At 66.3% G+C, this 19,083-nt stretch carries 14 protein-coding genes and 1 tRNA gene; 7 read left to right on the plus strand and 8 right to left on the minus strand.

What is annotated here, in order from left to right:
* Positions 1–19: 19 nt before the first annotated feature.
* Positions 20–505: a (2Fe-2S)-binding protein gene (locus SIN08_RS07845; protein ID WP_322451015.1), complete on the minus strand. Its 486-nt coding sequence runs from the start codon at positions 503–505 to the stop codon at positions 20–22.
* Between the two features lie 209 nt (positions 506–714).
* Here SIN08_RS07845 and SIN08_RS07850 point away from each other — a divergent pair.
* The 6 genes from SIN08_RS07850 (at position 715) to SIN08_RS07875 (ending at position 7,720) form a co-directional block, all read left to right on the plus strand.
* Positions 715–790, plus strand: a tRNA-Thr gene (locus SIN08_RS07850).
* A 154-nt stretch (positions 791–944) separates the two neighbouring features.
* Positions 945–2,624 (plus strand): ABC transporter permease, encoded by a 1,680-nt coding sequence (locus tag SIN08_RS07855; protein ID WP_322451016.1) that lies wholly within the window; start codon positions 945–947, stop codon positions 2,622–2,624.
* Positions 2,625–2,639: 15 nt separating this feature from the next.
* Positions 2,640–3,281, plus strand: coding sequence for an ATP-binding cassette domain-containing protein (locus SIN08_RS07860; protein WP_322451017.1), 642 nt, complete (start codon positions 2,640–2,642; stop codon positions 3,279–3,281).
* Positions 3,278–5,734 (plus strand): ATP-dependent helicase HrpB, encoded by a 2,457-nt coding sequence (gene hrpB / locus SIN08_RS07865; protein ID WP_322451018.1) that lies wholly within the window; start codon positions 3,278–3,280, stop codon positions 5,732–5,734. Before SIN08_RS07860 ends, hrpB begins: the two co-directional genes overlap by 4 nt.
* A 42-nt stretch (positions 5,735–5,776) precedes the next feature.
* Positions 5,777–7,123: an ActS/PrrB/RegB family redox-sensitive histidine kinase gene (locus tag SIN08_RS07870; RefSeq protein WP_322451019.1), complete on the plus strand. Its 1,347-nt coding sequence runs from the start codon at positions 5,777–5,779 to the stop codon at positions 7,121–7,123.
* Positions 7,124–7,153: 30 nt separating this feature from the next.
* Positions 7,154–7,720, plus strand: a complete 567-nt coding sequence (locus SIN08_RS07875) for an ActR/PrrA/RegA family redox response regulator transcription factor (protein ID WP_322451273.1) — start codon at positions 7,154–7,156, stop codon at positions 7,718–7,720.
* Positions 7,721–7,723: 3 nt separating this feature from the next.
* Here the strand turns inward: SIN08_RS07875 and SIN08_RS07880 are convergent, their stop codons facing one another.
* Positions 7,724–8,221, minus strand: a complete 498-nt coding sequence (locus SIN08_RS07880) for an MmcB family DNA repair protein (protein WP_322451020.1) — start codon at positions 8,219–8,221, stop codon at positions 7,724–7,726.
* A 225-nt stretch (positions 8,222–8,446) separates the two neighbouring features.
* Here SIN08_RS07880 and SIN08_RS07885 point away from each other — a divergent pair, with 225 nt between their 5' ends.
* Positions 8,447–9,070: a L,D-transpeptidase gene (locus tag SIN08_RS07885; protein WP_322451021.1), complete on the plus strand. Its 624-nt coding sequence runs from the start codon at positions 8,447–8,449 to the stop codon at positions 9,068–9,070.
* 121 nt (positions 9,071–9,191) lie between these two features.
* Here the strand turns inward: SIN08_RS07885 and SIN08_RS07890 are convergent, their stop codons facing one another.
* From SIN08_RS07890 to mutS, 6 genes are all read right to left on the minus strand, one after another.
* Entirely contained in the window at positions 9,192–9,764 is a 573-nt protein-coding gene (locus tag SIN08_RS07890; protein WP_322451022.1) for a NifU family protein, read from the minus strand.
* 91 nt (positions 9,765–9,855) lie between these two features.
* Positions 9,856–10,347: a universal stress protein gene (locus tag SIN08_RS07895; RefSeq protein WP_322451023.1), complete on the minus strand. Its 492-nt coding sequence runs from the start codon at positions 10,345–10,347 to the stop codon at positions 9,856–9,858.
* A 91-nt stretch (positions 10,348–10,438) separates the two neighbouring features.
* Entirely contained in the window at positions 10,439–11,506 is a 1,068-nt protein-coding gene (gene trpS, locus SIN08_RS07900; RefSeq protein WP_322451024.1) for a tryptophan--tRNA ligase, read from the minus strand.
* 70 nt (positions 11,507–11,576) lie between these two features.
* Positions 11,577–13,139 (minus strand): murein biosynthesis integral membrane protein MurJ, encoded by a 1,563-nt coding sequence (gene murJ, locus SIN08_RS07905; RefSeq protein ID WP_322451025.1) that lies wholly within the window; start codon positions 13,137–13,139, stop codon positions 11,577–11,579.
* 79 nt (positions 13,140–13,218) lie between these two features.
* Positions 13,219–16,023, minus strand: coding sequence for a [protein-PII] uridylyltransferase (locus SIN08_RS07910; RefSeq protein WP_322451026.1), 2,805 nt, complete (start codon positions 16,021–16,023; stop codon positions 13,219–13,221).
* A gap of 254 nt (positions 16,024–16,277) precedes the next feature.
* The gene (gene mutS, locus SIN08_RS07915) at positions 16,278–18,923 is read right to left on the minus strand and encodes a DNA mismatch repair protein MutS (RefSeq protein WP_322451274.1); all 2,646 of its coding nucleotides are present in this window, start codon (positions 18,921–18,923) and stop codon (positions 16,278–16,280) included.
* Positions 18,924–19,083: the final 160 nt, after the last annotated feature.

A 19,083-nucleotide genomic window follows, 5' to 3' on the forward strand; every position in this document is an offset into this window, starting at 1 on the left:
GCCTTACTGCTTTATTGCCCTACGCGGCCTTCGCCTTGCCTCCCATCGCCTCCGAGGCTGCGAGGATCGCCTTGACGATGTTGTGATAGCCGGTGCAGCGGCAGATGTTGCCTTCCAGCTCATCGCGCACGGTCTTCTCGTCGAGTCCTTCCGGATGGCGGTTGATCATGTCGACGGCGGCCATGATCATGCCCGGCGTGCAGAAACCGCATTGCAGGCCGTGGTGCTCCTTGAAGGCCGCCTGCACGGGGTGCAGCGCCCCATCCTTCGCCAGCCCCTCGATGGTCAGCACCTCGCTGCCCGAGGCCTGGGCGGCCAGCATCGTGCAGGACTTCACCGCCTTTCCGTCGAGGTGGATGACGCAGGCGCCGCACTGCGAGGTGTCGCAGCCGACATGGGTGCCGGTGAGGCCCTGATTGTCGCGCAGGAAATGAACCAGCAGCGTGCGATCCTCCACCGTGTCCGAAACCTTGCGGCCGTTCACCGTCATCGAAACTTCCGCCATTTATTCCCTCCTAGAATTGCCGCCAGTTGCCATTGGCCAACATGGTTGCACATTATCTCACGATCGCGAAGAGTCCATTCCCTTTGGTGCGAGGTGTTCCGCCACGGAGGCGCTCGGGCAGCGTCGGCGATTTCCGCTCCGGGTTTTACTTGATCTTGCGGCGCAATGCCTGTATCAGCCGGCGCATCGGCGCGAAAGCGCCATCGGTCGCCGCTTTAGCTCAGTTGGTAGAGCATCGCATTCGTAATGCGGAGGTCGTCAGTTCGAGTCTGACAAGCGGCACCACTCCGTCACCGCAGCTAGGTTGTTCCGGCATGAATCCTCGGATGGAATCCGAGGATGACGAAAGGTGGATGTTCGCGCGACACTGCGGCGCCGGCGAATACGGCGCGAGTGCCTTCTCATAGTTGACGCGACAATTCATACCCGGACGGCGCTGATGCTGACACGTCTTGGACCACCGCTCACCATTCTCCTGCTCACCGGGCCGGTCGCTTTCGGCCTGGCGGGAACCGTTTTGCCGGCGTTCGGCTTTCTGCCGGTGCTTGGCGGGACGGAGTGGACCCTTGCCCATTTCCGAACGCTTTTCCTGGAGCCGGCCATCGTCACCTCCGCCGTGCTCAGCCTCGCGGCGGGGCTGGTTACGGCCTTGGTTTCGCTTCTTGCCGTCATGCTCTTCGTCGCCGGCTGGGGCGGGACAAGGCTGTTCTCACGTGTGCAGCACATGGTCTCGCCGCTCTTGTCCCTGCCGCACGCGGCGGCGGCGTTCGCGCTGGCCCTTCTGATTGCACCTTCGGGCATGCTGGCCCGGCTTGTCTCGCCGGCTCTGACGGGATGGGAGAGGCCGCCCGACCTGCTCATCGTGCACGACCCGTACGGTCTTTCCATGATGGCCGGGCTCATCGCCAAGGAGATTCCATTTCTGCTCCTGATGACCCTTGCCGCGCTGCCGCAGGTGCCTGCGCAGCAGACCCGGATGCTCACCGCGGCGCTGGGCTACGGCCGTGTGGCGGGGTTCCTGCTGGGGGTTTGGCCGGCGGTCTACCGACAGATCCGACTGCCGGTCTTCGCCGTCATCGCCTTCGCCACGTCCGTGGTGGACGTGGCGGCGATCCTGGGCCCGACACGGCCGGCGCCGCTGGCGGTGCGGCTGGTCACGTGGATGAACGACCCCGACCTGTCCATGCGCTATCTGGCCTCCACCGGGGCGTTGCTGCAGCTTGCCGTGACGGCAACGGCCATGACCGCCTGGCTCGCGCTCGAACGGGCGGGAACATTTCTCTGCCGGCTTGCGATATTCAGAGGGATGCGGTTGCGGCAAGACGCGGTCGTGCGCGGGCTGTCGCTCGGCATGGTCCTGCTGGCGGCGAGCGCAGTGCTTGCGGGACTTGCCACGCTGGCGATCTGGTCCTTCAGCGGCCTGTGGCAATTTCCCGATGCCCTGCCGTCGTCCTTTTCCCTGAAGACGTGGATCACCGCCCTGCCGCGGCTCGCGGCACCGCTCGGCACGACGCTGATCGCGGGGCTCGCCTCCACCCTGATCGCCGGCCTGCTGGCGGTCCTCTGCCTGCTGCGCGAGGAGGAAACGGGCCACAGACCGGGACGCGGCGCGCTGACGCTGCTCTTCCTGCCGCTTGTCGTGCCACAGGTGGCATTCGTCTTCGGCCTTCAGCTCTTCCTCATCTACACGGGCACCCTGGCGACGATGCCGGCGCTCATCCTGGCGCATCTGGTGTTCGTCATGCCCTATGCCTATCTGGCGCTCAGGGATCCGTGGCACGCCTTCGACCGCCGCTACGACCGGGTGGCGGCGGGGTTCGGGAAGGCGCGCTGGCGGCGCATCCTGCATGTGCGCCTGCCGATGATGACGCGTGCCGTACTCACCATGGGGGCGCTCGGCTTCGCCGTTTCGGTGGGGCTTTATCTGCCCACCGTGCTGGTGGGTGCCGGACGGCTAACCACGATCACCTCGGAAGCGGTTGCGCTCGCGGCGGGCGGGGACCGGCGCGTCATCGGCGTCTACGCCTTCTGGCAAATGCTGCTTCCGATGGCGGGCTTCGGCATTGCCACGCTCCTGCCGGCGCTGATATTCCGTCGCTTCCGCGGCATGCAGGTGTGAAGGCAGGACGATCGCTTGGCGGCAAAAGGGCTTTCTCTCGACAAGGTGACGATCGCACTCGACGGCCGCGTGCTTCTTTCGCTCACGCGCCACGTTCCCCCGGGATCCGTGCTGACCGTGATGGGGCCGTCGGGCGCGGGCAAGTCGAGCCTGCTCGCCTATCTCGGCGGTTTTCTCGACCCCGCCTTTTCCGGGCACGGTCGGGCGACGGTCGACGGCGTTGAGATCACCGCCCTGCCCGCCGAGGAGCGCCGCGTGGGCATCCTGTTCCAGGATCCGCTTCTTTTTCCGCACATGAGCGTGGGCGGCAATCTCGCCTTCGCCCTGCCGGAAACGGTGAAGGGCCGCGCGAAACGGGTGCGGCACGTCGATGAGGCGCTGGGCGAGGTGGGACTGGCCGGGCTCGCCAAACGCGACCCCGCGACCCTTTCCGGCGGGCAGAAGGCGCGGGTAGCGCTGGCACGCGTCCTTGTCTCCCAGCCGCGCATGCTGCTTCTCGACGAGCCCTTCTCGAAGCTCGACATGGAACTGCGCCAGCAGATGCGCCAGCTCGTCTTTTCCAAGGCGCGCGAGCGGGGCCTGCCCGTCCTGCTCGTCACCCATGACGAGGCCGATGCGGATGCTGCGGGTGGTGAGGTGGTGAGGATCGGCGCATGAGGGGCAAAAGTCTTCCGGAACTGCCCGTCACCGCTGTCCTGCCGGCGCTGGAATCCGCTTTGGGAAACGAGGGGAAAGCCGTGCTCGTCGCGCCGCCCGGCGCCGGCAAGACGACGCTGGTGCCCCTGGCGCTGCTGGAGGCGGGGTGGAGCGAAGGTGGACGGATCGTGCTGCTCGAGCCCAGGCGGCTCGCCGCCCGTGCTGCCGCGCGCCGCATGGCCGCCCTTCTCGGCGAAGAGCCGGGCGGCACGGTCGGCTATGCCATGCGCATGGAGCGCAAGATGTCGGCGCAAACGCGCATTCTCGTCGTCACGGAGGGCGTGCTGGCGCGCATGATCATCGACGATCCGGCGCTCGATGGGGTTTCGGCGGTGATCTTCGACGAGTTCCACGAACGCTCCCTCGACGGCGATTTCGCGCTCGCCCTGGCGCTCGACGTGCGCGGCGCACTGCGGCCGGATCTGCGCCTTCTCGTCATGTCGGCGACGCTGGACGGCGCGCGCGTGGCTTCCCTCCTGGACGGCGCACCGGTTCTGGAGAGCGCAGGCCGCAGCTTTCCCGTCGAGATCCGCTATGCCGAGCGCGCGCCGGACCGGCCGGTGGAAGACGCCGTCGCAGGCGCGGTGCGCGGGCTCTTGGCCGAGGGGAGCGGCAGCGTCCTCGCCTTCCTGCCCGGCCAGCGGGAAATCGCCCGCACGGCGGAAGCGCTTGCCGGCCGCCTGCCCGTGGCGGTCGACCTCGCGCCGCTGCATGGCGGGCTCGACGGCAAGGCGCAGGACGCGGCAATCCGGCCCGCGCCCGAGGGGCGGCGCAAGGTCGTGCTGGCGACGGCGATCGCCGAGACGTCGGTCACCATCGACGGCGTGACGGCGGTGGTGGACAGCGGGCTTTCCCGCCTGCCGAAATACGAGCCGGACACCGGGCTGACGCGGCTCGAGACGGTGCGGGTTTCGCGCGCCTCGGCCGACCAGCGGGCGGGCCGCGCAGGCCGCACCCAGCCGGGTGTCGCGCTGCGCTTGTGGCGCAAGGAGCAGACCGCCGCGCTGCCCGCCTTCACGCCGCCGGAAATCCTCGAGGCGGATCTTTCCGGGCTTCTCGTCGACTGCGCCGCCTTTGGCGTGACGGACCCTTCGACGCTTGCCTTTCTCGACCCACCGCCGCAAGCCGCGCTCGAAGAGGCGCGCGCGCTTCTGAGGACGCTCGGCGCGCTCGACGAAACGGGGCGGCTGACGGCGGAAGGCGCGTCCATGCGGCGCCTCGCGCTGCCCGTGCGGCTGGCGCACATGGTGAGTATGGCCGCACGGGAGGGCCAAGGCCGGGTGGCGGCTCGGCTCGCCGTTCTGCTTTCGGAACGCGGGCTGGGTGGAAACAGCGTCGATCTCGACGAACGGCTTTTCCGCTTTGCCGGCGAACGGAGCCAGCGGGCGCAGGCGGCGCGCGGGCTGGCCGACCGGCTGGCGCGGACAGCCGGCGGCGGCGAAGGCGGCACGCCCGCGCATGCAGGACCTTTGCTGCTGCATGCCTGGCCGGATCGCGTCGCAAAGGCACGCGGCGACTACGGCCGTTTCGTGCTCGCCAATGGCCGCGGCGGGCAGATCGACGCGGAAGAGCCGCTTGCCCGCGAAGCCTGTCTGGTGGTGGCCGATCTTCACGGCAAGGCGCGCAATGCGCGGATCACCGCCGCCGCCGCGGTCAGCGAAGAGGATATCGTCGCCCGTCTCGGCCACCGCATCGAAACGCAGGTGGAAACGCTGTTTGATCGCGACAGGGGCATGGTGCGCCAGCGCCAGACGCGGCGGCTGGGGGCGGTCGTGCTCGGCGAGCAGGCATTGCCGGCGCCTAAGGGCGAGGCGGCGAACCGGGCGGTTCTGGACGCGGTGCGCGCGCACGGCCTTTCCGTCCTGCCCTGGAACAGGGAGGCGGAGGGCCTTCGCGCGCGCCTTTCCTTCCTGCACGCGACCAGGGGCACGCCCTGGCCGGACGTGACCGACGAGACGCTGACGGAGCGGCTCGAGGGATGGCTGCTGCCGTTTCTCACCGGCGAACCGTCGCTTTCGGCCATTTCAGGCCGGGCGCTTGCCGACGGGCTGATGGCGCTGGTGCCCCATGATCTGCAGCGCCGGGTGGATGCGGAGGCGCCCAGCCATTTCACCGCGCCGACAGGAAGCCGCCTGCCGATCCGCTACGCGGACGGCGAGGCCGTGCTGGCCGTCCGCGTCCAGGAGCTTTTCGGCCTCACGGAGCATCCGACAGTGGCGGAGGGATTGCCGCTGACGCTCGAACTTTTGTCGCCGGCACATCGGCCGATCCAGAAGACGCGCGACCTGCCCGGCTTCTGGCGCGGCTCGTGGGCGGATGTGCGCGCGGACATGCGCGGGCGCTATCCCAAGCATGTCTGGCCGGTGGATCCGGCAACAGCCGCCCCCACCAGACGCGCGAAATCGCGACAATAAAAGTACTTGGCCGCCGGCATGTGAAGGCACATAAAGGCGCCAATGCTTGAAGAGACACAGACACCGAATACGCGCCGCAGCCGCAGCCTGCGCCTCAACACGCTGATCAGGCTGAGATGGCTGGCGATCGTCGGCCAGAGCGTGGCCGTGTTGGTGGTGGCCTACGGGCTGGGCTTCCCGCTGCCCGTCGGCCCGTGCTTCGTGCTCATCGCGGCGTCCGCCTGGCTGAACCTCTATCTCACCTTCCGCTTTCCGACCGCGCATCTCCTGCCGCCCGTTGCGGCGCTCGCCATTCTGACCTTCGATGCCTCGCAGCTTGCGGGCCTGCTCTATCTCACCGGCGGCCTCACCAACCCCTTCTCGCTTTTGATGACGGTGCCGGTGGTGATCTCGGCCACCTCGCTACCGCTCGCCTGGACGGCGCTCCTGGGGGTCTATGTCGTCGGGCTTACGAGCCTGCTCGCCTTTTTCCACCTGCCGCTGCCCTGGTATCCGGGCACGGCACTCACCATGCCCTTCCTGTACGTCGCCGGCATGTGGATCGCCGTGGTGTCCTCGATCGCGTTCACCGGCATCTATGCCTATCGCGTGGCGGAAGAGGCGCGGCTTCTGGCCAACGCGCTGGCGGCGACGGAGCTCGTCCTGCAGCGCGAGCAGCACATCTCGGCGCTCGACGGGCTGGCGGCGGCAGCCGCGCACGAGCTCGGCACCCCGCTTGCCACGATCGCGCTGGTGGCGCGCGAGATGGAAAAGGCGCTCACCGAGGATCCCCGTTTTCGCGAGGACGTCACGCTTCTGCGCTCGCAGACCGAGCGCTGCCGGGAGATCCTGAAACAGCTCACCAGCCTTTCCTCGCAGGGCGAAGCGCATCTGGCCCGCCTGCCGCTTACCTCGCTCATCGAGGAGACGGCCGCGCCGCACCGCGATTTCGGTATCGAAATTAGGATGGAAGCGGGCCTGACCGATGGTCCGGAGCCTGTCGGCCGGCGCAACCCCGGCGTCATCTACGGGCTCGGAAACCTCATGGAGAACGCGGTCGATTTCGCCCGCGAAACGGTAAACGTCATCTGGAGCTGGGACGCCGAGACGGTCCATATCCGCCTCGTCGACGACGGGCCCGGCTTTCCCGCCGAGATCATCGACCGAATCGGCGAGCCCTACATGTCCAAGCGACGCACGGGCAGTTCCGGCGGCGGGCTGGGGCTGGGACTCTTCATTGCCAAGACGCTGCTCGAGCGCTCCGGCGCGGCGATCGTGTTCTCCAACGCCGGCGACAAGGGCAAGGGTGCGACGGTGGACATCTCCTGGCCGCGCGAACGGTTCCTCGCCGGCGGCGACGAAGTCTTCACCGACCGTGAAAAACTGGAAATGCGCGGCGAAACCGCTTAAATCTGGCGGGAAGAAAGCAGAAGACCGATGATGACCGACCCAGCAGCAGACCAGATACAGAACATCCCCGGCGAAGAGCGATCCCTGCTCATCGTCGACGACGACCGGCCCTTTTTGGCGCGGCTGGCCCGCGCCATGGAAGGGCGCGGTTTCGCCGTCGAGACAGCCGAAAGCGTGGAAGAGGCGCTCGCAAAAGTGAAGGTGGACGCGCCGGCATTCGCCGTGGTGGACATGCGGCTGGGCGACGGCAACGGGCTCGATGTGGTCTCGGCCATTCGCGAGAAGCGCAAGGACGCGCGCACCGTCATCCTGACCGGCTACGGCAATATCGCCACCGCGGTGACGGCGGTGAAGCTCGGCGCGATCGATTACCTGTCGAAGCCGGCCGACGCCGACGATATTTACGGCGCGCTCACCCGCCAGCCGCATGAAAGGGCCGAGCCGCCGGAAAATCCCATGTCAGCCGACCGGGTGCGTTGGGAACATATCCAGCGCGTTTACGAGATGTGCGACCGCAACGTCTCGGAAACCGCCCGGCGGCTGAACATGCATCGGCGCACCCTGCAGCGCATCCTGGCGAAGCGCGCGCCGCGCTGATCCTCAGCCATCCTCATCCAGCAAGGGGACCGGAACGCCCGCGAGTTCCGCTGCCGTCAGTCGCGCCGCGCAGGCGCGGGCAAAGCGGATCGTCACAGCCTTGCGCGTGGCCGCCGCCAGGCGGTGCTCCGGCGCCTCGCGCAGGATTTCCGCACCGTAGCCGTCCGACAGGATGAAACCGCACTCCCCCGGAAAGATCTCCTCCGGCACGTCCGGATGCGAGGCGAAGAAGAAGCGGTCGGAATGAAGCCGATAGTCGGGCCATTTGCGATCGACGCGGAAGTCCTCCACCGAGGATTTGATCTCGATGATCCAGATATCGCCCCTGGCCGTGAGCGCCACGAGATCGGCACGCCGACCGGTGGCGAGCGAAAGCTCGGGCACGACCGCCGCTCCCATATTCATGAGGAGACGCTGGACGCCGCGGCGAATGAGCATCGCGCGATCCGACTGGCGGCCATCGGCGAGCGGGTTGACGGGGGCGGGCGAGATGATCGGCATGGGCGCAGAATGCCAGCATTCGAAACATGGTGGAAGGGACCGGTGGGCGGAGAGCGGCATGTCGACCCGGCTGGTGTTGCCGATCTGCAATAGCTGCCCCGCAAGTGGTGATATCACCTTAAGCGAGCGATATCCCGCCTTGGCAAAACATTAACGCGCACTTTAAGAATGATGGCGAAAATGGGCCATGACCATGGCACCTGCGAGGGGGATCGGATTTTTCCCATGACATTGAGAACGTTTGTTGTTGCCGCCGTTCTCGGCTTGTCGGCGGTTCTGGCGGGCTGTGTCGCCGGCGGTCCGAGCCGGATTTTCACTGCCGAGTACGGTTCCGTGAAGGATGCCGGGTATACGCTGCCGAGCATTCCGATTTACAAGGTGCCGCGCACCTACCACCGGCAGATCGTCTCCTATGAAACGGATGAGGACCCGGGCACGATCGTCGTCGATACGAAGGAGAAGTTCCTGTACTTCGTGATGGAGGACGGCAAGGCCGTTCGCTACGGCATCGGCGTCGGGCGCGAGGGCTTCGAATGGTCGGGCACGGCGCGCGTGGCGATGAAGCGGGAGTGGCCGACCTGGACGCCGCCGGCGCCGATGATCCGCCGCCAGCCGGAGCTCGCCAAATGGCGGGGCGGCATGCCACCGGGCATCAGCAACCCGCTCGGCGCGCGCGCGCTTTACCTGTTCAACAAGGGCGGCGATACCGGATACCGCCTGCACGGCACGCCGGAATGGTGGTCGATCGGCAAGGCCATGTCCTCGGGCTGCATCCGTCTGCTCAACCAGGATATAATTGATCTTTACAACCGCACTGACATTGGTGCTAAAGTAATCGTGAAGGGATGAGAACCGTCTCGGCAATATGACGGGCCCCGAAACGGGCAGCTCATAAAAAAACCGGGTCCTTGCGGCCCGGTTTTTTCTTGCGATGTGAGAAGCTATACCCAAGCCGGGCAACCGGGCAGGATCAGCCGGCCTGCACCTGCTCGACGTGCTGCACTTCCGGAACGAAATGGTGGAGCAGGTTCTGGATGCCGTGCTTCAGCGTGGCCGTGGAAGACGGGCAGCCGGCACAGGCGCCGCGCATGTTCAGGAACACGGTGCCGTTCTGATAGCCGTGGAAGGTGATGTCGCCGCCGTCCTGCGCCACCGCCGGGCGCACGCGCGTCTCCAGAAGTTCCTTGATGGTGGCGACGATCTCTTCGTCGGCGGCATCGTAGAACTCGCTCCCGGGCGCCTCCGCGCCCGTGCCGTTCTCCGCCATGACCGGGTGGCCGGACATGAAATGCTCCATGATGGTGCCGAGAACGGCGGGCTTCAGGTGCTGCCAATCCGCCCCTTCCTTGGTGACGGTGACAAAGTCGTAGCCGAAGAAGACGCCGACGACGCCCGGTACGTCGAACAGGCGCCCGGCAAGCGGCGAGGCGGCGCGAGCGGCCTCGGCATCACGGAAATCGGCCGTGCCCTCCTCAAGGACCACCCGCCCCGGGAGGAACTTGAGCGTCGCGGGATTGGGGGTTGCTTCCGTCTGGATGAACATCGGCGGGATCTCCGTGCGGCATTCTTTGGAATGATTCTAAAATAGGCTGAAAACCTGTCCGGTTCAAGCCGCATATAGGTATGGGCCAGTTCTATGCCAGGCTTTCGATCTCCTCGTCGGTCAGGCTGTGGGGGACGACCGTGACGGGAATGGGAAAGGCCGCCCCCTTTCCGGCGATCGAGGAAACGAGCGGGCCCGGGCCTTCCTTGGCATTGCTGGCGCCCAGAACGAGGATGGCGATGTCCTGGTCCTCCTCGATAAGCCCGTGGATCTCATCCGCCGTCTTGCCCTCGCGCACCACCAGTTCCGGCTCGATGCCGATGGTCTCGCGGATCTTGGTGGCAAAGGTGTTCAGGGCCGACTGGGCGTTCTGCATCGCCTCCTCGCGCATGATCTGCTCGACGCCGAGCCAATGCTGAAAATCGCCGGGCTCGACCACGAACAGGAGCACCACCGAGCCATTGGTGGTGCTAGCCCTGTGCGCGGCATAGGCCACGGCGCGATCGCATTCGGGTGTCTCGTCGACGATCGCCAGAAACTTGCGCTTGTGGCCGGCTTCCCGGCTGAGGCGTTTGGAGACCATGCACGTTCCTTTCTCGCAGGCAGGCCCGCATGCCCGTGGCATAATCTGCCATCGGCGGAAGCAGGCGGCAAGCCGCGTGGATCTGGTTTGACTAGTCGGCGAGCAGACCGATGATCTGGTGGACCATTTTCATCGTCTCCTCGGCACGTGCGCCGGCGCGCTCTCCTCCATCGCGCAGCACGCCGTCGACATAGGCGGGATCGGCGGAAATGCGGCGCATATCGGCGGTGATCGGGCTCAGCTTCGAAACGGCCAGATCGGCAAGCGCCGGCTTGAACTCGGAGAACTGGCGGCCGCCGAACTCGGAAATCACGCCTTCACGCGTCATGTCCGCAAGCGCGGCATAGATGCCGACCAGATTTTCTGCTTCCGGGCGACCGGCGAGCCCTTCGGGATCGCCCGGCAGCGGCTCGGGATCCGTCTTGGCCTTGCGGATCTTCCTGGCGATGGCGTCGGCGTCGTCCGACAGATTGATGCGCGAAAGGTCCGATGGATCGGATTTCGACATCTTCTTCGTGCCGTCGCGCAGGCTCATGACGCGCGTGGCCGGTCCCTCGATCAACGGTTCGGTGAGCGGGAAGAAGCCGTTGACGCGCTCCTCTCCGACCTCCATCTCCACGCCGTAGCCGAGCGCGGCGATGCGGCCGGAGAAGTCATTGTTGAACTTCTGGGCGATGTCGCGGGTCAGCTCCAGATGCTGCTTCTGGTCCTCCCCCACGGGCACATGCGTGGCGCGATAGAGCAGAATGTCGGCGGCCATCAGGCTCGGATAGGCAAGCAGGCCGAGGGAAGCGTTCTCGCGGTCCTTGCCGGCCTTGTCCTTGAACTGGGTCATCCGGTTCATCCAGCCGATGCGGGCGACGCAGTTGAAGATCCAGGCAAGCTCGGCATGCTGCGGCACGCGGGCCTGGTTGAAAATGATGTTCTTCTTCGGGTCGAGGCCGCAGGCGAGATAGGCGGCGACGATGCCGCGGGTCTGCTCGGCCAGGTCGTCGTGAACCAGGGTGGCTGTCAACGAATGCAGGTCGACCACGCAGTAGAGGCAGTCGTAACTGTCCTGCAGCGTGACGAACTTTCGAATTGCGCCGAGGTAATTGCCGAGGTGGAGACTGCCGGTTGGCTGCACTCCGGAAAAAACGAGCTGGCTGAACTCACTCATGGACGAATTTCCTGAAAATCCGATTGGCGCCGCCGCGCGTGGGGGCTTATGGACGAGGCCGCGCGTGCAATCAAGCCCCGCGCCGCCTGAGGGCCGCCTTCAGCTCCGCCCGGTCGACGGCGCCCGTCAGAATGGCGAGCGCGAAATAGACGATCGCGGCAGCGGCGACGACCGACAGGGTTGCCCCCGCCCGCAATGCCAGTGAGGCGCCCGCCAGAGGATCGAGGAGCATCATGTCCAGACCGTAGGCGACCACCCCCATCACCGCGCTCGAAAGCACGATCATGGCGATACGCCGCACGGTGGGGGCGGACGGGCGGAAATGATTGCGCCGCCAGAGCGTCCCCGACAGCAACACGACGTTGACCCAGGAGGAGAGCGCCGTGGCGAGCGCGACGGCCACGTGGCCGTAGAGCGGGAAGAGAGCCAGGCTGAGCGCGATGTTGACGACGACCGTCACCAGCGAGAACCACATGGGGGTCTTCATGTCTTCGCGCGCGAAGAAGCCCGGCTGGAATACCTTGATGAGCACATAGGCCGGCAGGCCGGAAGCGAAGGCGGCGAGCGCGGCGGCGGTCATCCGTGTGTCGACCGCGGTGAACGCCCCGCGCTCGTAGAGCAGGCCGACGATGGGCGCGGGGATCACCATGAGACCTACCGCTGCCGGCAAGGTCAGCCCGAGCGCGAATTCGAGCGAGCGGTTTTGCAGGTGCTGCGCGTCGGCGTGATTGCCCGCCTTGAGCGATCGCGACAGTTCCGGCAGCAGTACGACACCGACGGCGATGCCGATGATGCCGAGCGGGAGCTGGTTGATGCGGTCGGCGAAGTTCAGGAGCGCAATGGCCCTGTCCTGCGCCGAGGCGATGATTTGGCCGACCAGGAGATTGATCTGCATGATGCCGCCGGTGACGAGGGCGGGCGCCATAAGGACAAGCAGGCGGCGCACGGCGGGTGTCGGGCTCGGCATGCCGAGCCGCATGGTGAAGCCCGCGCGGCGCACGGCGACGATCAGGATGAAAAGCTGCGCCACGCCGGAGACGAGAACACCCCAGGCAAGCCACAGGCCGGTCACGCGCGGCGTCATGTCGGCAAAAATAGCCGCGGCAAGCACGGCGATCAGGATCACGTTGAGCAGCACCGGCACGAAGGCGGCGAGGAAGAATTTGCGCATCGAGTTCATGATGCCCGACAGCATCGCCACCAGCGACATGAAGAGGAGATACGGGAACATGATGCGTGTCATGACGACCGTGAGGTCGAACTTCTCCGGCGTGTCGGCGAAGCCCGGCGCAACCACGGTGCCCACCAGGAAGGGCATGAAGATCATCGCAAGGGCGCTGAGCCCGAGGAGCACCGTCAGGAGCACGGCCAGTACGTCTTCGCCGAACTTCCGCGCCGCCTCCATGCCCCCGCCCTCCATCTCCTTGGAGAAAAGGGGGATAAAGGCGGTGTTGAAGGCGCCTTCGGCAAAGAGCCTGCGGAAGAGGTTTGGGAAACGGAAGGCGGCGTAAAACGCGTCCGTTACCGGTCCCGCCCCGAGCGTCGCCGCGATCAGCGCCTCGCGGGCGAAGCCGAGTACACGGCTCGCCATGGTGGCGCTGCCGACGCTCGCGAACTTGGCGATGAGGCTCATGGGGCGGCAGCTCCGGAGGGGGAGGTGCACTCGTATTCAGTCATCGGAAGCTCCACTAGCCCAAGCTCACCGACCCGCCTCACGCGACCACCGTCCTCGCCCGCGCCCCGCTGCCGCGCTTGGCGGGCCCCTTTTCCAACACCTCGAGAAGCTCCCGCCTGATGGCGGCAAGCCGGTCCTGGTTCTCGACCTTGGCGCCTGTCAGGTCGGTGACGTAGAAGGTATCGATCACCTTCTCGCCGAAGGTGGTGATGTGGGCGGAGGCGATGTCGAGGGAAAGGTTGGAGATGGCTCCGGTTACCTCCGAGAGCAGGCCGGGGCGGTCCAGGCATTCCACCTCGATGACGGAAAAGCGGTTCGACAGCGTGTTGCGCACCTCCGCGCGCGGCTCGACGCGGAAGGCCCTGGTGCCGCGGCGGGACTTGCCGCGCTTCTCGATCACGTCGGGCAGGTAGGTCTTGCCGGAAAGCACGTCCTGGATGAGCGCGCCGACACGCTCGGCCCGGCGGCGCTCGTCGGCATCGTATTCGAAGGCGCGGCCGATCAGGATGGTGTCCAGCGCGCGACCGTCGGTGGTTGTGAAGATCTGGGCGTCGACGATATTGGCGCCGGCCGCCGAGCAGGCGCCGGCGATCACCGACAGGAGGCGCGGATGGTCGGGCGCCAGCACGGTGATCTCGGTCACCGCCTCGAAGCTGTGCGGCTTGACCATGGTGGAGAGCGCTTTGCCCTTGCGGTCTGTCTCGCGGATGAAATCCGCGTGACGGATCTGGTCCTCTGTATCGACGGCCAGGAGATAGTTCTCATAGTGCAAGTCGACATAGCGGCGCGCCTCCGCCTCGGGCCATCCGGCCTCGCCCAGGGCGTCGGCCAGATTCGCCCGCGCCGTCGCGGCCCGCTGGGCGCGCGAGCCTTCGGAAAAGCCGCCGGTCAGGAGCAGTTCCGTCTCGTAGTAGAGGGTGCGCAGGAGCTGGCCCTTCCAGCCGTTCCATACGCCGGGGCCGACGCCGCGGATATCACAGACCGTAACGACGAGCAGCAGCTTCAACCGCTCGACCGACTGCACGATAGCGGCGAAGTCCTGGATCGTCTTGCGGTCGTTGAGATCGCGCATCTGCGCGGTCATGGACATGGTGAGGTGATGCTCGATGAGCCAGGCCACCATCGCGGTCTCGTTGGCGTCGAAGCCCATATGCGGGCAAAGGCGGCGGGCGATGCGGGCGCCGGCGACGGAGTGGTCCTCCGGCCTGCCCTTGGCGATGTCGTGAAAGAGAAGCGTCGCGTAAAGGACCGAACGCCATTGTTTCAGGTCGGGCAGGAGCGAATGGATCAGCGGGTGAGTCTTCTCGCTGTCGCCACGCTCCACCTCGGCCAGAACGCCCAGGCAGCGGATCAGATGCTCGTCGACCGTATAGTGGTGATACATGGAGAACTGCATCATCGCGACGATCTTGTTGAAATCGGGGATGAGCTTCCCCAGCACGCCGGCCTCGTTCATGCGGCGCATATTGAGCTCGGGATCGCGGCCGGAGGTGAGCAGGTCCATGAAGAGGCGGTTGGCCTCCTCGTCGCGCCGCAGGTTGCGGTCGATCAGCTTGAGCGAGCGCGTGAGCAGCTTGAGTGCCTCGGGGTGGTATTCCAGCCCGTGCCGGTCGGCGAACCAGAAGAGGCGCAGCATGTTGACCGGATCGCGCGCGAAGACGCCCTCGTCGGCGATGTTGATGCGGTGATTGTCGATGACGAAGTCGCTGGTGCCGGCGAGCTTGCGCTTGCGGCGCTGGAAGGTGAGGAAGATGCGGTTGAAGCCCGGCACGTGCTTTGCCTGCTCTTCCTCGAGCGCGGCGCAGAAGATGCGGGTCAGGTCGCCCACGGCCTTGGCGTTCAGGAAGTAGTGCTTCATGAAGCGCTCGACGGGAGACAAACCCGGATGGCTGGTATAGCCGAGGCGCTCGGCGATGTCGCGCTGGATGTCGAAATGCAGCCGCTCCTCGGCCTTGCCGGTGAGAAAATGCATGTGGCAGCGAACCGCCCACAGGAAATCCTCCGCCTTGGCGAACTGCCGGTATTCGCGCCGCGTGAAGACACCCTTTTCCACCAACTCGCGGCTGGTGCGCACACGGTAATAGTACTTGCCGATCCAGAAGAGCGTATGGAGGTCGCGCAAGCCGCCCTTGCCGTCCTTGATGTTGGGCTCGACCAGATAGCGGCTTTCGCCGGCCTTGGCGTGGCGGGCGTCGCGCTCGGCCAGCTTGGCGTGAATGTATTCGGCGCCCGTGTCCTTGACCACCTCGTGGTCGAAGCGGGCGATCAATTCGTCGTAAAGCGCCTCGTCGCCGCAGATGAAGCGCGCTTCCAACACAGCGGTGCGGATGGTCACGTCGGTGCGGGACAGGCGGATGCATTCGTCGATGTTGCGCGTGGCGTGCCCCACCTTCAGGCCCATGTCCCAGAACATGTAGAGCATGTATTCGGCCACCTGCTCCCCCCAGGGGGTCTGCTTGTAGGGGAGCAGGAAGAGAAGGTCGACGTCGGAGCCCGGCGCCAGCGTGCCGCGCCCGTAACCGCCCACGGCGACGATCGCCATGCGCTCGGCGGCGGAACGGTTCTCGGAAGGATAGACATGGGTGGTGGCGAAACCGGTCAGCGCACGGATCATCTCGTCCATCAGGTGGGAGAGCCGCGTGGCGCAGGCCGTGCCGCTGCCGTCCTCGGAAAGCATGGCCTCGGCTGCCTGCCGCCCTTCCTTGAGGCGCGCCTTCAGAAGCTTCATCACCCGGTTGCGGGTCTCGGGTACTTCGACTCCCTTCGCGGCCAGCGCGCCCAGCTCTTCCCGCAATTTCGCCGTATCGATGATCTGATCGAGTTTCAGAGGAATCTTCGCCATCCGGTCTCCGTGTGGCTGCCGTCAGATGCCGGGTGCGGCTGGAATCAACAGGGTGAACGGCATCCCGCCCTCGCCCTTCGACAAGCTCAGGATGAGGGCTTGTGTTCGTACCAATCCGCCAGCGCCCAAGCCAGCGGCTACATCTCCTTGCCTTTTCCCTCATCCTGAGCTTGTCGAAGGGCGAGGGAAAAGGCACGCACCACCATTTTCGCCCGCGTCTATAGCCTTTTTACAGGGGCAGTAAAATGGGCACCTCAATCGCCCGAATCCAGCGCCTTCAGCCGGTAGAGGGCGTCGAGTGCCTCCCTCGGGGTCATTTCGTCGGGATTGAGGCCGGCAAGCGTCTCGACCAGCCTGCTGTCGGTTTGTCGTTTCACCGGCTCGTGGCGCACGGCCGCCGTGAAGAGAGGCAGGTCATCAACGATCCGCGCCGCCTGGCCGCCCGTCTCGCCCTCTTCCAGCCGGTGCAGCACCTCGCGCGCGCGCTCGACGACCGCTGCCGGCAAGCCGGCGAGCCGCGCCACCTGCACGCCGTAGGAACGGTCCGCCGCCCCGCGTGCCACCTCGTGCAGGAAGATCACCTCGCCCTCGAACTCCTTCACCCGCATGGTGACGTTGACGAGGCGCGAAAGTTTCTCGCTGAGCGCCGTCATCTCGTGGAAATGGGTGGCGAAGAGGGCGCGGCAGCGGTTCTTCTCGTGCAGATATTCCACCGCCGCCCAGGCGATCGACAGGCCGTCGAAGGTGGCGGTGCCGCGACCGATCTCGTCGAGGATGACCAGCGAGCGCTCGCCGGCCTGGTTGAGGATGGCGGCCGTCTCCACCATCTCGACCATGAAGGTGGAGCGGCCGCGGGCCAGATCGTCCGAAGCGCCGACGCGCGAGAAGAGCCGGTCGACGACGCCGATCCTCGCGCTGCGCGCCGGCACGAAGGAGCCCATCTGGGCAAGGACGGCGATCAGTGCATTCTGGCGCAGGAAGGTCGACTTGCCGCCCATGTTCGGGCCGGTAATAAGCCAGATGGCGCCGGCCTTCTCGCCGTCGGCAGGCGAAAGCACACAGTCGTTTGCCACGAAGGGCTCGGCGACGTCGCGGCGCAGCGCCTGCTCTACCACCGGATGACGCCCGCCCTCGACGTGAAAGTCGAGGCTGTCGTCGACCGCCGGGCGGCAATAGGCCTCGCTTTCGGCGAGCGCCGCCAGGGCGGCCGAGACATCGAGCACGGCGAGCGCCTCCGCTCCCGCGCGCAGCGCTTCGGATGCGGCGACCACCTCTTCGACCAGCCGGTCAAATACGGCAAGCTCGATGGAGAGTGCACGCTCGGCGGCGTTGGCGATCTTCGTTTCCAGATCGGCCAGCTCCGTCGTGGTGAAGCGCATGGCGTTGGCCATGGTCTGGCGGTGGATGAAGCGCGCCCTGGCCGTGTCGCTGCCGGTCAGCACCTGGGCATTGCCGGACGTCACCTCGATATAGTAGCCGAGCACATTGTTGTGGCGGATCTTGAGCGAGCGGATGCCGGTCTCCTCGACCAGATCGCGCTCCATGGCGGCGATGATGCGGCGCGATTCATCACGTAGGCCGCGCATCTCGTCGAGCCCGTCATCATAGCCCGCGCGCACGAAGCCGCCCTCGCGCTTCAGAAGCGGCAAATCGTCAGCAAGCACCTTTGCCAGATGGGAAGTCAGATCGGCCGGCAGCGCCGACAGGCGGGCGGCGGCGCGGGAAAGCTCCGCCGGCAGATCTTTCTCCCGGATCAGGTCGGCAATCGCGGCGGCGGCCTGGAGTCCGGCGGCAAGGGCGCCAAGGTCGCGCGGGCCACCGCGGTTGAGTGCCAGGCGCGAAAGCGCGCGGCTTATGTCGGGCACACCCTTCAGATGCCGGCGCAAATCGTCGCGCAACATCGGCTCCTCGAGGAGGAAGGAAACCGAATCGAGCCTTTCACCGATGGCTTTCGGATCGGTGAGCGGCGACATCAGCCGCTCGGCCAGCAATCTGCCGCCGGCACCGGTCACCGTGCGGTCGATCGCCTTCAGCAGACTGCCGTCCCGGCTGCCCGAGAGCGTGCGCGTCAGTTCCAGATTCGCTCGGGTGGAGGGATCGATGAAAAGGCTGGCGCCTTCCTCGTCCCGCTCCGGGCGGCCGAGCGGCGGGCGCTCGGACTTCTGCGTCTTTTCCACATAGGCGACGGCCCCGGAGACGGCGGAAAGCTCGGCGCGGGAGAAACGGCCGAAGCCGTCGAGCGTGGCCACGCCGTAGAAGCGGGAAAGGCGTGACGAGGCGCCAGCCGAATCGAAGAAGCTTGGCGGCTGCGGGTTGGCCACGCGCCCGAGCGTGTCGAAGACCGGGCGCAGGGCGGGGTCGTGATAGACCGGTTCGGCGACGACCAGTTCGCGCGGATCGATGCGCAGGATATCGGCGAGCAGCCGATCGGCGGAGGTGGATGCCACGCGGAAGACGCCGGTGGAGATGTCGATCCAAGCGAGTGCGAGCTGCTCCTCGCCCTTCACCCGGCCAAGCGCCATCAGGTAGTTCGCCTCTGCGGGGTCGAGAAGCTTCTCCTCGGTGATCGTGCCCGGCGTGACGAGGCGGATCACGTCGCGGCGCACGACCGCCTTGTGGCCACGCTTCTTGGCCTCCGCCGGGTCTTCCATCTGCTCGCAGACGGCGACGCGATGGCCGAGCGCAATGAGGCGCTGCAGATAGTCATCGGCCGAATGCACGGGCACGCCGCACATGGGGATGTCTTCGCCCTGGTGCTTGCCGCGCTTCGTCAGCGTGATGCCGAGCGCGCGGCTCGCTACCTCCGCATCGTCGAAGAAAAGCTCGTAGAAATCGCCCATGCGGTAGAAGAGCAGCGAGTCGGCGTTGGCCGCCTTGATCTCGATATACTGCTGCATCATCGGCGTCGCGCCGGAGCCTGGGACCGGCACGGCCCCGGCTTCGCGCGGGCGGATCGGCGTCTCGTCGTTCAAGAAGCGCCCCTTGAGGAAAACGCGGTTCTTCGGATGTTCGGCCACTTTTACCGCAAGTGTAGCCTCATGTACCCGCGTTCGGCAAAAC

It is taken from the genome of Chelativorans sp. M5D2P16 (assembly GCF_034427935.1).
Classification (GTDB): domain Bacteria; phylum Pseudomonadota; class Alphaproteobacteria; order Rhizobiales; family Rhizobiaceae; genus Chelativorans.

Bases quoted from the DNA above. Each gene is read 5' to 3' on its own strand.
- SIN08_RS07875 (WP_322451273.1), top strand. From the start codon at position 7,154: ATGACCGACCCAGCAGCAGACCAGATACAGAACATCCCCGGCGAAGAG.
- murJ (WP_322451025.1), bottom strand. From the start codon at position 13,139: ATGAGCCTCATCGCCAAGTTCGCGAGCGTCGGCAGCGCCACCATGGCG.
- SIN08_RS07870 (WP_322451019.1), top strand. From the start codon at position 5,777: ATGCTTGAAGAGACACAGACACCGAATACGCGCCGCAGCCGCAGCCTG.
- SIN08_RS07910 (WP_322451026.1), bottom strand. From the start codon at position 16,023: ATGGCGAAGATTCCTCTGAAACTCGATCAGATCATCGATACGGCGAAA.
- SIN08_RS07885 (WP_322451021.1), top strand. From the start codon at position 8,447: ATGACATTGAGAACGTTTGTTGTTGCCGCCGTTCTCGGCTTGTCGGCG.
- trpS (WP_322451024.1), bottom strand. From the start codon at position 11,506: ATGAGTGAGTTCAGCCAGCTCGTTTTTTCCGGAGTGCAGCCAACCGGC.
- SIN08_RS07855 (WP_322451016.1), top strand. From the start codon at position 945: ATGCTGACACGTCTTGGACCACCGCTCACCATTCTCCTGCTCACCGGG.
- SIN08_RS07880 (WP_322451020.1), bottom strand. From the start codon at position 8,221: ATGCCGATCATCTCGCCCGCCCCCGTCAACCCGCTCGCCGATGGCCGC.
- SIN08_RS07845 (WP_322451015.1), bottom strand. From the start codon at position 505: ATGGCGGAAGTTTCGATGACGGTGAACGGCCGCAAGGTTTCGGACACG.
- SIN08_RS07890 (WP_322451022.1), bottom strand. From the start codon at position 9,764: ATGTTCATCCAGACGGAAGCAACCCCCAATCCCGCGACGCTCAAGTTC.
- mutS (WP_322451274.1), bottom strand. From the start codon at position 18,923: ATGATGCAGCAGTATATCGAGATCAAGGCGGCCAACGCCGACTCGCTG.
- hrpB (WP_322451018.1), top strand. From the start codon at position 3,278: ATGAGGGGCAAAAGTCTTCCGGAACTGCCCGTCACCGCTGTCCTGCCG.
- SIN08_RS07895 (WP_322451023.1), bottom strand. From the start codon at position 10,347: ATGGTCTCCAAACGCCTCAGCCGGGAAGCCGGCCACAAGCGCAAGTTT.